9 protein-coding genes are annotated in these 13982 nt (G+C 47.5%); 2 read left to right on the top strand and 7 right to left on the bottom strand.

Features of this window, described 5'->3' with window-relative positions; translation table 11 throughout:
- Positions 1-372: 372 nt before the first annotated feature.
- The 7 genes from VIR50_RS05740 to VIR50_RS05710 form a co-directional block, all read right to left on the bottom strand.
- Positions 373-2895, bottom strand: coding sequence for a zinc-dependent metalloprotease (locus VIR50_RS05740; protein ID WP_331934179.1), 2523 nt, complete (start codon positions 2893-2895; stop codon positions 373-375).
- A 25-nt stretch (positions 2896-2920) separates the two neighbouring features.
- Positions 2921-3847, bottom strand: coding sequence for a hypothetical protein (locus VIR50_RS05735; RefSeq protein WP_331934178.1), 927 nt, complete (start codon positions 3845-3847; stop codon positions 2921-2923).
- A gap of 13 nt (positions 3848-3860) precedes the next feature.
- On the bottom strand, positions 3861-5294 hold the full coding sequence (locus VIR50_RS05730; RefSeq protein WP_331934177.1) for a RagB/SusD family nutrient uptake outer membrane protein: 1434 nt from the start codon (positions 5292-5294) through the stop codon (positions 3861-3863).
- A gap of 7 nt (positions 5295-5301) precedes the next feature.
- On the bottom strand, positions 5302-8820 hold the full coding sequence (locus tag VIR50_RS05725; protein WP_331934176.1) for a SusC/RagA family TonB-linked outer membrane protein: 3519 nt from the start codon (positions 8818-8820) through the stop codon (positions 5302-5304).
- Between the two features lie 144 nt (positions 8821-8964).
- Complete coding sequence (locus VIR50_RS05720; protein ID WP_331934175.1) at positions 8965-10113, bottom strand: FecR family protein; 1149 nt, start codon at positions 10111-10113, stop codon at positions 8965-8967.
- A gap of 28 nt (positions 10114-10141) precedes the next feature.
- A complete protein-coding gene (locus VIR50_RS05715) occupies positions 10142-10636 on the bottom strand; it encodes a sigma-70 family RNA polymerase sigma factor (protein ID WP_331934174.1) in 495 nt (164 codons plus the stop codon).
- 467 nt (positions 10637-11103) lie between these two features.
- Positions 11104-11919 carry a DUF5715 family protein gene (locus tag VIR50_RS05710; RefSeq protein ID WP_331934173.1) on the bottom strand — a complete coding sequence of 272 codons (816 nt, stop codon included), beginning with the start codon at positions 11917-11919 and terminating at the stop codon, positions 11104-11106.
- Positions 11920-12037: 118 nt separating this feature from the next.
- Between VIR50_RS05710 and VIR50_RS05705 the strand changes: the two genes are divergently transcribed.
- Together VIR50_RS05705 and VIR50_RS05700 are read left to right on the top strand one after the other, a co-directional pair.
- Positions 12038-13051: a PhoH family protein gene (locus tag VIR50_RS05705; RefSeq protein WP_331934172.1), complete on the top strand. Its 1014-nt coding sequence runs from the start codon at positions 12038-12040 to the stop codon at positions 13049-13051.
- Positions 13029-13979, top strand: coding sequence for a phosphoribosylaminoimidazolesuccinocarboxamide synthase (locus VIR50_RS05700; RefSeq protein WP_331934171.1), 951 nt, complete (start codon positions 13029-13031; stop codon positions 13977-13979). Before VIR50_RS05705 ends, VIR50_RS05700 begins: the two co-directional genes overlap by 23 nt.
- Positions 13980-13982 lie beyond the last annotated feature (3 nt).

Here is a 13982-nt window from a genome sequence, read left to right as displayed (position 1 = left end):
CCGCAACAGCCACGCCTTTGGCAGGTCAAAGCATAACAATCACCTCGCCAAAACCACCCTTTCACACGATAGAAAACCAACAAATCTATACTCAAAGGGCTGCTTTGGCCCATCAAATAAGGGCTTCCTAAGCCGTGAAAGAAAAGAAAGAATTGACCCATATCCCATAAATCACTATATCACAGCAATTTACAAAAGTGCCTGAAAATTACGATTTTACAAACCAAAGACTTTATTTTTTGAAATAACGAAGCCCTTAGAAGGTATTTGTAAAATAATTTCAGACAAATAAAAACGGACAAAACCATGCGCCAATCGGCTACTTGATTTTGTCCGTTACTATGCTTCTACAGCCTTTATGCTATCTGCCGATTACATGGCAAAAGCCGCTTTCAATTCCAAATACATGCTCTGATAATGGGCCTTAAGCTGCTTGGTGGGTGCCGATAGACGCAAGCGAGAGAGCAAAGCCAGCAAATCATTGGCCGTACTGAGTACCACCGGCGACTTAATCATCTTGAAATCTTCCATCGGATCGAACTCAAAGAACGCGTTGGACGGCTGCTTTGCCATCGCTTCCTCAGCGCATGAAGAGTGCATGCAAGGCATAACCAAATCCGTATCGGGCGCCTTCAGATACGAGGGAGCCGCTTTCCTGCCGCCTTCCTTTGCAGGCATCATACGGATAAGGCTGGTGAGATATACGTTCTGCAACTGACGCTCGTAGAGGTCGGGCTGCTGTCCGCGCAGGCTCTTACCCCATACGTAGTTGTAAAGGTCGGCCATGTATTGCCCGTAAGTGTAGGCTGTAGCCGGTTCAAGTTGCTCGTTGAGCGCCATGACCGAGCCTACCGGCTTGGCAAACAAGCTCTTCAAGACACGGGCTTGCAGGTTAGTGACTGATACGACGGGGCCTATCTTATCGATAATATCCTTATTAAGCAGCCACTTAGGCATGTCGTACACGTTCTTCATCACAAACTGTAATGCCTCCTGCTGACGCTTCTTATCCGTAAATCTATAATTGCGCTTGCCGTCACCGGCCACGGGCTCATCCATGTAAATGCTGCCTACGTACATCACGGCATGGTAAAGGTAGGTTTGCAATTGGTTGGTTACGTTGGTATAGGCCTCTTGCAAGCGCTGATAATCTTTGCCTTCTTCCACGCACCACTGCGTAAGATGACGCATGATGTACTTCAAGTTGTTGATACCATAGGTGCCTGCTTTCACTGCATTGTCACCTAAATCCTCCGATTGGCACGACGGATCCACGGAGTTAAAGAAGTATTGAGGACCGTAAAGGTACATAGGGTTGCCCTCTTTCTCACGTATCCAGCGATTCAGTACGGGCAACTCGTCCTGCGGAGTCTTGGCCTCGAGGATGGGTTTGTAGCCCCATGCCAGCGCGTAAGCGTCATAAACGCCCAAATGGGGTGGCCTTAAATTGACGCCCTTGTCGCCGGGTTGGGCCACGTAATTGTAGCGGGCATAGTCCATAATGGAGGGAGTTGTGCCATACTTGGCCGTAAACGAGGCCGAACGAAGGGAGTCTACGGGAATTGTAGACGACGCTCTGAAGTTGTGGAGCAGGCCCAACGTGTGGCCCACTTCATGCGCGGCTACATAGCGCAACGAGTTTCCCGTCATGTCGCTGTCGAACACTTTGGCCCTTGCACGCTCATCCACGGCGCCCGTCTGCACGAATTCCCAATTGTGAAGCAGCTTCACGCTATTGTAATAAAACAGCACGTCACCTTGAATAATCTCGCCCGTACGAGGGTCAGAGCAGCTTGGGCCCACCGAGTTCTCGACCTTTGTGGTAATCATTCGGTAGCAATTGTAGCGAATATCATCGGGATCGAAGTCGGGATCATCGGCCGGGTAGTCCTTGGCTATGAGCACATTCTTGAATCCAATCTTCTCAAAAGCCTTGTTCCAATCGCATATACCTTGTTTTATATAGGGTCTCCACTTGCGGGGAATCGCCGTATCCACGTAAAATACAATGTGCTTTGAAGGTTCCACAAGCTCACCACGGGCATACGCGGCGCTATCGGCAGGCTGAATGTTCCACCTTTTTATATAGGAGAAATTAGTCACACCGTCTTCTTTGTCCGTGAAATATTCCTTCTTCTCATCGAAATATCCGATTCTCGGGTCAGCCAAACGAGGCCGCATAGGCGTTTCGGGCAATAAGATAATATTGCGCATCATGGTCACCGTCAGTGGCTCACCGCTGCTGGTATAGCCCATTTGAGAGCGTACTTGCAGATTCTGCGGAAAACTTTTCACACCCGTTATCATGGTAAGGTCGCCTATCAGCGAGCCCGACATGGAGTTCTTGGCGCCCGAACTGAAGGGATTGAGCTCCTTAACGTCGTTCTCGAACAAGGCCGAAAGGTCCACCAAAACGTCGCCATCGGCCGAAGTGCCTTTAATCTTAAAGGACTTCCATATAGGATCCGTGAAGTTTCGGTTGAACGAAGCCTGCAAAGACGACTCGGGGTCGCACAGCGTTTTGTAAACCTTCTTGTGCATATAGAGCCGTTCGCCCTGCACCGTCAGTGTGATAAGTACCGGAGAATGGGGCATTTGACCGGCCACCGTACTACTATTATTGCTCGTTGTGGCCACGCGAGAGGTAAGCAACAAATCCTTACCCAACAGCGTTTTGGGTATCTCAAACAAATAATTATCGGCCTTCTGATAAACATTTATCATGCCGGGCTTACGGGTGTAGCTGGCTGTAAGGCTGCCGTACTTGCTCGCCGGCCCGCTTTGCGCCGTGTTATCAGTGGTTTCAACCGACGTGGTTTTCTTTTTCTTATTGTCTTTTCCTTCCATCGTGCCGACACAAGCCCACAGACAGAAGAGGAGGATTACTAATCTCATCTTTCTTAATTCGGTAAAAAAAGTTTTAGGGTAATTGGTCTATATCAAAATTGTCACAAGCAAGGAACGCCGCCCTTAGCAAGTCATACTTTTTTTGCAACAGCTCATTACTGCTGATAATTTCGGTACGTTCCTTCTTCGGAGTGCTGAAAATAAAGGCTATCCATTGGCGCTTGTCGGTGTCTTCGTCGGGTGCTTCTATCCACCATCCGCCCCAATCGGGGTCAGGATCGAAGAAAGTAGTTTGGTGATTATAACTGATGAAGCCTAATTTATGGAAGTCTATCTGCCATGGAAGCTGACCGCTAACGTCTCCTAACGGCGATTGGGATAGCTCACTGATTTCCTTTTTATAATAATCTTTGCTCACATTTAGGAATGCTTCGGGCACAGTAAAGACCTTGGTTTCGTTTCCTAAATAGTCAATCCAATAGCGCGAATGGATTTCTCCCTTGATAGCTCGCTTCAGACTGTCGCTCTCCGTGCCCATCGTCGGGCGCACACTACCTATCGCCAAGAAGCGATTGGCCGCATAGGCATGGTAGCTCGGCGTGCGATCTTCCATGCCCAAGAACTGTATGTCGTCAGCAATGATAATGGAGAAAGGCAGGTGTTTCTGCTTGAATTCCTCGGGATAAACATCCAAGAACATCTCGTGCAAACGCTGAATGCCACGCTGCAACAAGGCCGGAGTTTGCTCCGGGGCTTTAATAAGCAGATTATTTTTCTTCTGAAAATTAAACTTATAATCCACAGTTTGCGGATTGGTTATCAGATAAGTCTTATATTTGGTGAACAAAATGTGGCGTTCGTGCTGAACGGGGTCACTCTGACTATCCTCCACATTGTAGCGAGACTCCTCTAAATCGGCATGAATGTCGCTCTCACTGTTGCACGACGACAACACGCCCAGCCCCAAAAACAATACCGGAAATAAATATTTTATATTCATAATGTTAGGATTTCTAATTTTCGTTAATCAATCGTTCGTCCCTCGGAATAGGCAAAGTATAGCGCTTATCGCCCTTAGACAGCACGTATTCTATCTTCTCTCCGCCCACATTACTTGAACTGTAAACATGCTTCAGCTCGGGACAGCCCCAGCGACGGAGGTCGAACCAGCGCATTCCTTCAAAGGCTAATTCACGGCGGCGCTCATCTTTTACTAACTGCAAAGCCTCTTCGGGTGTAGCTGCCGTCAAGTCTTTGTTTCCCGTAATACGGTTATTCCTTATGATATTAATATCCTTCAATGCTTCAGTGGCTTTACCCGTTTCGGCCAAAGCCTCAGCTCTGTTCAGGTAAGCCTCCGCCAAATGGAAGGCATAAGGGAACATTCCATGTGATCGGGCCGCATAATACTTGTAAGGTTTGTACCTTCTCATGTTGGCATAATAGCACGCTTTGATACGTACATCCTTACTTGTGTACATACTCATCAGCGTAGGACTTACGATAAAGCAGCCTTTCTCGCTGTTGCTTGCGGTGATATAAGTCTGCAATCTGAAAACAGCCTGCCCCTCAGGGCCATAGGTAAAGAGCACTTCAGTGTTCTTTTCGTTGAGGAAACGGTCATTGGCTTCAGCCACACCATCGGTCAAATCGTAGAGTTTTTTGCCACTTGTATTAATTACTTTCGTAGCATATTCGGCCGCCTTATCGTATTGTTTCTTGAACAAAGCCACCCGAGAACGCAATAAATAGGCGGTACTGAGGTTGGGACGGTAGATGGTTTTCTCAACCTTCGCGGCCTCGAAAGCAGCTATAGACGCATCTAAATCGCTCTCAATGAGCCGATAGATGTCACCCAAAGTTGCTTTAGACAGCTTCTTATTCTCCACACTGATAGCAGAATTGATGGGCACTCCCGGCGCCGCATCAGCCTGCGCGTCGCTCTCATAAGGCACGGCGTACGTATTGACCAGCATGAAATAGGACCAAGCACGCAGGAAATGAGCCTCTCCCTCCATGTCTTTACGCTCCTGATCGGTACCGGAAGCCTTCGCCAAATCACTAAGTATGACATTTGAAACCAAGATTCTGTGATAGTAAACTTCCCACGAGCGGTCCACGATAACGGTCTTGTTATAATCTACTTCCGGATCTTCATTCCATGTATAGTAGCCCCACATCCGCTCACGACTGTCTCCGTAGTCCTTTCGACGCACGTTAACATACTCGCTTACATCGTCTGTCAGCAAATCCAAATACTCGGAAATAGACACCTGATTATTGTTTCCGTGGTTTAATCCCTCACCTAAAAGGAACTCCCTATAATCCTGAATGGTCTTCGGAATGTAGAGATCCTGCGATTTCTCCTCAAGGAAATCACCGCAACCACTCAAGGTCATGACTGCCGCACATAGCAGTATAGGTTTAAATATATAATGAAGTTTCATCTTATGATTAGAAGTTTAGAAAGATTTGACATGTGTATGTTTGCTGCGGAGGTATCGTTCCGGAGGTCAGCGACAACTGTTCCGGATCTTTACCCTTCAGCTTGCTGCTTTTCAAAACAAAGAGGTTGGAGCCTTCAATGGCGATACTACCACCTCTGATATGCAGGAATTTCAGCAACGAAGGCTCAAACTCATAACGCAAACTCATGGAACGACAACGTAAGAAGTCAGCCGGGACAACACGAATGTCACTCTTGTTATACATATCCCAGCGATTATCAGCAATAGAGTACTTACGTTCGTAAGGCGCAAACCTCATATCATTGTCTGACAACACGGGTATATTGGTGAACGCTTCATCACCGGGCTTCTGCCAACGGTTGACAAATTCATCCGACATATTCTGTTGTGGGAAGGGCAAAGCTTGTCCCGTAGCGGTGTAAAGCTCATTAAGACGAATCTTGTTGCCCAAGTTAAACGAGAACAAAGCGTTGAATGTAAAGCGTTTATACTTCAAAGAAGAAGAGAATCCGCCACTTAAATCAGGCTCACGCTTGCCCATATAGACGAACGCAGCGTCGTAAGCCTCTTGTAAACTGTTAATGATGGTCTTGCCATCGGCGTCCTTCTCGCTCTCACCGTAGAACGTTGGCAAGCCCGTTGCATGGTCGAGACCCTTGAAACGATAAGCATAAAGGCTGTTGACCGGCCGTCCGTTCTTCACGAGCGTACCATTAACATAGTCCTGCCATGTAGCTTCGGTATCTCCTTCCTGCACAACTCGGTTGGTATTTTGGCCCGTATTGAACGACAAACTCCATACCCAATCCTTCGTAAGCACCGGAACGACATTCAAACTAAGCTCCCATCCCTTGTTCTCTATATCTCCATCGTTGATGGTTACCGACGTTGCACCGTTCGACGGGGCAATAGTTCGGCTGACAATCTGGTCATATCCCCGCTTGCTATAGAGTTCAAGCGAACCGGAAAGGCGATTCTTAAAGAAGCCGAAATCAAGTCCGAAGTTGTAAGAAACGGTCTTTTCCCATCTCAGATTGCGGTTGGGGAACTGCTGAAGCGTGGAAAGGAACTCTCCCAAGGTAGCACTATAGTTCTCTTGACGTACGATCAGATTAGGCGTTTGGCTGGGATGCACGTTACCCTGAATACCATAAGACGCACGGAAAGCCAACTCATCAATCCACTTCAATGGCTTTAACCACTTTTCCTCGCTGGCATTCCATCGTCCGGAAACCGACCATACGGGCAAAAAGCGCACGCTCTTGTCTTGTCCGAAGCGATTGGAACCATCGGTACGGATATTGAAATTGGCCGAATATCGGTTCAAATAAGAATAGGTAAACGTACCATAAGCCGACAAAGTGTTGACCGTATTATCGGTAATCACATCCTGATTTTTCTGTACAGCGGCAGCATAAGCCGCATAACTGAAGAGGTCTATATCGGCAAATTTCTTACCACGGAAAGGCATGTAGCCGTAACGCATGCTCTTATAGCCATCATACTTCAATGATGTTATTTCACTTCCCACCGTTGCCGACAACAAATGACCACCTAGAGGATAAGTAAAATCCAAACTGTTACGCCACGTATAACGGCGATTACCGCTGGTATTATGTATCAACTCACCACCTACGGGAATCAACGTTTCCTTATTAAAGTTCTCAATGTCGGTAGCTTTCTTCCCATAAGGCATGAGACGCATACGTGAAATATAGAAAGTTTTCTCGTCAGCCCAATTGTCTTCCTCGGTATTACTGAAGCTAAGACCGGCCAAGGATGAGAATTTCAACCAGTCAACCGGCTTCCAATCCAAGTTAAGATTAATCATTGTATTGCGCGTCTTGATGTCACGGGCGCTATTCTCCAGCTCATTGAATATATTATAAGGTATAGGAGAGAACTTTGTTTTGTAATTATCATAATAAAACAATGAGCCATCGGGATTATAAGCAGGGATAACACGCGACGTACGATAGGCATAATCGAGCACCGAAACACTGCTATGAGGGAAATTGGAGTCCGTATTACCCGTGCTAACCTTCAATCCTCCCGATAAAGTATTGGTCATTTTCACGTTCACCTTGAGCATGGCAGTGATACGTTCCAAACCTTCATAACGGTTGGAGCCCTGCTGATTCATGTAACCCAATGAGAGATAATAGTCCATTCGGTCACCGGCTCCCGACACGGAGACCGTGTGCTGGTGGGTCAAAGCATTACGATAAAGCAGCTTCATCCAATCGGTATTGACTTCTTTCAGGCTCTTTACATTCCGGCGGAATGTTTCCTCATCGATCGTTTTGTTCCAAAGCTTTTGTAATTCACCCTCATAAGCCATGCTCGTAGGCAGATACGTATTGAACTGAAGGCCACGCTCAACCATTTCTTCCGACAGAGCTACACGCTCCGCAGAGTTCATCAGGTTCAAATCACCATAGGTAGGACGCGTCGTAAGGGTAAGATTGCCGGTGTAACTAACCGACGGTTTACCCGTTTTTCCACGCCGTGTGGTGACAACGATAACACCATTGGCAGCCTTAACACCATAGATAGCCGTAGCACTCACATCCTTCAATACGTCGATACGCTCTATATCACTGGGGTTAAGGCCCGAAATGGCATTTCCAACGAAGTTAACATTATCGATACTATTGAGTTCCTCGGTCGACACGGCTACGGGTTCATCCAAAATAATACCATCAACCACCCATAGCGGCTCACGGTTTCCGGTGATGGAAGAGGAACCACGAATACGAATTTTAGGCGCTACACCCGGCGTAGATGATACATTCATCACGGCGATACCGGCCATTCTACCTTGCAACATTTGGTCAAGCGACGTTGCCGACGGCGTTTTCAGGTCGTCCATCTTCATGGATACGATAGAGCTTGACAGCTTTCGCCTGTCCAACTCCTGATAACCGGTAACCACAACATTATCAAGCATTTGCTCATTGCTCTTCAATCGAAGGTTAACAACGGACGTTGCCCTCATCGTTTCATCGCTCATACCCAAAAACGACACCGTAAGCATGGCGTCAGACGGTACGTTTCGCAAGACGAAAGTGCCGTCAGGATTGGTCGTCGCTGCCGTTTTACCGTTCACACGCACGGTAGCGCCCTGCACCGGTGTGCCATCGTCATCGAAAAGCACGTTACCTTTCACCTCTATTACCGAGCCACTACCCTTTTTCAATACCACACTGATGAAGTTGTCGTTGACAGTGTACTTCAGCGGATGGCGGCCGATAATCTTAGCAAGCGCCTCATTGACCGGCGCATTCTTCAGCTTCACGGTAGTCCGATACTTGCTTACATCCTCATAAACAAAGATAAATTTGTACTTGGACTGCTTCTCTATCTTCTTAAAAACAGAGGGCAACAGCTCATTGGAAGCTTCTACGGTAATGCCACCGCCATGGCCTTGCGCAGAAACTGTGGCCGTTGTGCCTAAAAGAAAGCACAGCAACCATAAAAAACATGCACTTTTAAAAGTCTTCATACTTAGAGAGTTATTATTTGAATTCATATTCTCAACTAAGAATACGGATAACTTCCGAATTTGGTTACCCTTCTAAACAAAAAGTAAAAGTTTTCTTACAATTTTGCAAGAATTTCGTATTAAAATAGCAAAAACGCAAAAACTTTACTCTACAATCAGCCTTCCACCAACCATACGGGCCTTTACCTTCTCCATCTGATTGAGCAATTGAATGGTATAAGCCAAAGATTTATGACGATCGGCCACGAAATGCAGATTAATGGAAGCCTGCCGATGAGAACGCAACTCCACGTCAACATTATACCAACGACCTATTTCTTTCAAGATAGATTCCAAGGAACAATTGTCAAAGTAGAACAATCCGTCCTTCCAATAAGTATAAGGCTCAACGTCGGTTTCTCTCAAACTAACCTTTCCCCGCTCATCGGCTTGCGCGCACTGGCCGGGCTTCATTCTGACCGAGGGTGACGAACCATGAGACGAAACCTCCACGGAGCCTTCCACAAGCACCACCTGCTCCGGCTCGTCGGGATAGCTCCGGAAATTGAACTCCGTACCCAACACTTTCGTTTCCATGGCCTTGCTCTTCACGATAAAGGGCCGACGACTGTCTTTAGCCACCTTAAAATAGGCCTCTCCCTCAAGATATACCGTGCGCTCCACGCCGTTGAACACTTCAGGATAGGTAAGTCGGGTGTCGGTATTGAGCCACACTTGGGTACCATCGCTCAATATCACCTGATAAGTTTCACCACGAGGAATTGCCACCCGATGGGTAGCGACAGCCTGCCCGGCCGCCTCCGCTTGGCTTGCGGCCACCGGCGCATAGACCAACCGGCCATCGGCCACATCAGCGACAGAGGCCGGATAGCGTCCTTCACGCCCGGAAAGAGCGATTGACTCATGCGAAGCTGGCAACTGCAAAGCCGACCGACCGGCTTGGGGAGTGGCCTTGAAAACCGTAAAATCTTTTGTGGAACGTGATGGGATGACTGAAGTCGTGGGCTTCAAAAGGAAAATCGACAAGCACACCGCGGCAGCCGCAACCAGCGCCATGCCCCATACCAGCCGCCCGTGGGACGAATGAGCCCGATGAAAATGGCGCAACTCACCATCTACATCGATTGTAGCAAAGGGAGTGGCAGCCGTATCCTCAAGCGCACGACACATGTCGCGGCAGTCCTCATCGGCGCCGAGCACTTGCAAATCGTCGGCAGAAATGTCGGCAGAAGGCTCACTCATGCGGAGAGCCGATTGCTCTATGGGGGTGGTAGTTTCTTGATTTTCCATCATCACATTTACGTTATCAAAACCAAAACGGTTACCCTTGTCGCAGTTCTTTTCGCAGAATGCGGAGCGCTTTAACAATGTTTTTATGAACAGCGGCCACGCTTACGCCCAAGTCTTCGGCCACTTCCTTGTATTTCTTTCGGTGAATGTAGCACTCCTCCAGTATGTGTCGGTTGTACGGTGTCAGCTTTTCCATTCCGTTTCTCACCATCACCACACGCCGGTCGGCCTCCTCCATGCCGCCCTCCTCAAAGAAAGTATCGTTCAGTTCGGCGATATACTGAATGTAATGATCGTGCACATGCTGCCTGCGCAGATAGTCCACGCACCTTGCACGAAGCACGGAAAGCAAATAGGATTTGGCTGTAGAGGGAGTGATACGGTCATAATTCTGCCACAAGACCTCGAAAGTTTCGCTCACGATGTCACGACACACCTCTTCATTTTTCACATATCGATACGCGAAATAGAAGAACGGGCGATACCATTCCTTAAACATCGTGTCAAAGTCTCTGCTTTCTCTCATTGCCGACTTAGGATAAACGCAAAATAAGACTGCGCATTGTCGGCCACAAAGTTACGCAATAAATATGTAAAGAGGTAACTTCCCACAAAATATTTCGTAAAGAAAAGCGAGTGTTTTTTAACGCTATTTCAGCCGACCATTTAGCAAACAAAACACTAATACACAAGCCTTCAGGAGCCGTTTTTCAAAGTACAATGAGTAGAAAACATAACTCTCACAAGGCCAAAGCAATGCTTTCAGCGCCTCACAATGTGCTTTTCAAGCGGTAGAAAGCCCATAATTACAACCCCAAAACAGCCGTAATAACAGCCCGGTGAACCCTTTTTCAAAACATATTTAACACAAATCACTGAATAACAAGTACTTATAAATACCATCAAAAATCGCTTATTTCCGCCCGAAAGCAAGTCGGCTTGGAAATAAGCGATTTATTTTGAAGTCTTTGTAAAATAAATTCTGAATGAATTTTATCTGACAGTAATGTGAAAACAACCCTGCTTCACCTCATATTTTATCCAGCAACGGTTAGCCTGACGCAGGTCGCGCAACACTTCGCTAAGTACCCATTTCAGGCTGTCGTTGCGCACCTCACGCCGCGGATGGTCGGCAGTCTGCACGGTTTTATAGCGATTATAGCACACGTCAAAGGTGGTTCCATAGAGGTGGCATGAGTTTTCGGTGGCGTTCTGATTGCGCCCCCGCAACTTGGCCACATCCTCCTTGCTTCGCAATACGCTTGTAACGATAATCTTATGAAGCGGTATTCCTTTTATCTGTAAGCTGTCAAAGAAGTTACGTCCTATGTCTTGAAGCAACACTGAAGCCCGGGGTACCAAGTAAGGAACGCTGTTTCGCAGCTTATCTACATAGAAATAAGGATTGCTTCCCACGTAAACAAGCTCTTGCTTGCGTGCTTCCGCATCGGCACGATTGGCCACCGGACCTACGCCCCAGCGCTTTGCGGAAAGAAGTTGCACGTCGTTTTGATCGGGAAAAGTGTTCCCAAAATGTGGAACACTGAAGATTTTGTTTTTTACAAGCTGCCCATCGGGATGATAAAAACGGCTCTGTCGCAGCGCGGCCGTGTCGCTCTCCACCGAAAAACTCTTTACAGCCATGGTATCGTCAGCCTCATCCAAAGCGGCAACAGCGGACGCGGCGGCCGGCGAACCACCCCTGCCATCAGGCGAAGACGCCACTTTGGGCCACGCACAACGTACCATTCCCAAGACAACAACTGCTATACCGAAACCTTGAATATATCTTTTCTTGCTTAAATTCATTTTCTGTTTTCAGTTTTTCGTGGCACAAAGATAACAAAAAGCATAGATAACTTTGCTGCTTTCAACGTTTTTTTATATTTTTGCAGCGTAATTACATACAAAAGAAAGACTCCTTATTTTGATAGAGAAGCATATTGTTCTTGAAGATATTGACCCCGTTGCGTTTTACGGAGTTAACAATGGCCATTTGCAAATGGTCAAATCTCTCTTCCCCAAACTGCGCGTAGTGGCACGTGGTGACGTACTTAGAGTGCTCGGAGACGAGGAAGAGATGGCTAAGTTTGAGGAATCTATCGAGCAGATACGCAAGCATATTCTAAAGTATAATCAAATCAACGACGAAGATATTTTAGACATCATCCATGGCCATGCCACGAAAGCTGACGCCGTGAAGGATGTTTTGGTCTATAGCATTTCGGGGCGTCCCATCAAGAGCCGCAGCCAAAATCAGCAGAAACTGATTGACGCCGTGGAGCAAAACGACATGATTTTTGCCGTCGGTCCGGCCGGTACCGGCAAGACTTATCTCAGCATTGCGCTGGCCGTAAAGGCGTTGAAAGAGAAGAATGTCAAGAAAATTATCTTGTCGAGACCGGCCGTGGAAGCCGGCGAAAAGCTGGGATTCCTGCCCGGCGACATGAAAGATAAGATTGATCCCTACCTTCAGCCGCTCTACGATGCGCTCGAAGACATGATTCCCGCGGTGAAACTGCAAGACATGATGGAGAAACACATCATTCAGATAGCGCCGTTGGCCTTCATGCGTGGTCGCACGTTGAGCGACGCCGTCGTCATTTTGGACGAGGCACAGAACACCACTCCCCAGCAAATACGTATGTTCCTGACCCGTATGGGATGGAATACCAAGATGATAGTCACGGGCGACATGACGCAGATAGACCTTCCCCATGAGCAGAAAAGCGGACTTAAAGAGGCGCTGAACATATTGGATGGCGTGGAAGGTATAGGCGTAGTAAGGTTGGGCGAAAAAGACATTGTTCGCCACAAGCTCGTGACCCGCATTGTCAATGCCTATGACGCATACGACAAAGCACATGAAGCTGAGAAGAAAATACCCAAAGTAAAGGTTTTAAAATCAAATATCCAAAATGAAAGCATTAACCAAGACTGATTTCCATTTCGATGGACAAAAGAGTGTTTACCACGGTAAAGTACGTGATGTGTACAACATCAATGACGATCTTATGGTAATGGTCGCTACCGACAGAATATCGGCATTCGACGTAATTCTGCCGAAGGGCATTCCCTTTAAAGGCCAAGTACTTAACCAAATTGCCGCAAAATTCCTTGACGCGACCAGCGACATTTGTCCCAACTGGAAATTGGCGACCCCGGATCCGATGGTAACCGTGGGCTTGAAATGCGAGGGCTTCAGGGTTGAAATGATTATCCGAGGCATTCTTACCGGCAGCGCATGGCGCGATTACAAGAACGGCTGCCGCGAGATTTGTGGCGTGAAGCTGCCCGAGGGCATGCGTGAGAACGAGCGTTTCCCCGAACCTATCGTTACTCCCACGACCAAAGCTGACGAGGGCCATGACCTGAACATCTCGAAAGAGGAAATCATTCGTCAGGGCATTGTCTCAGCCGAAGACTACGCTATCATGGAAGATTACACCCGCAAGCTCTTTAAGCGCGGACAAGAAATCGCCGCCAAACAAGGTCTTATCCTTGTAGATACCAAATATGAGTTTGGCAAACGCGACGGAAAAGTATATTTGATTGATGAAATCCACACCCCCGACTCCAGCCGATACTTCTACGCAGAAGGGTACGAAGAGAAGTTTGAGAAGGGCGAACCACAGAAACAATTGTCAAAAGAGTTCGTACGCCAATGGCTCATCGACCACAATTTCATGAACGAGCCCGGGCAGACTATGCCTGAGATTACGGATGAATACGCAGAAAGCGTAAGCGACCGCTATATCGAACTCTATGAGCATATCACCGGAGAGAAATTCGATAAGGCCGCTGAAGACGGCGACATTTGTGCCCGGATAGAGCAGAACGTCAGCGAATATCTCGCCAGCAGAAAATAAAAC

The sequence above is a fragment of the Prevotella sp. genome, assembly GCF_036570325.1.
In the GTDB taxonomy this organism is placed as follows: domain Bacteria; phylum Bacteroidota; class Bacteroidia; order Bacteroidales; family Bacteroidaceae; genus Prevotella.
Note: the sequence above shows the minus strand (reverse complement) of the source record. Positions and strands in the feature narration are given on the sequence as shown.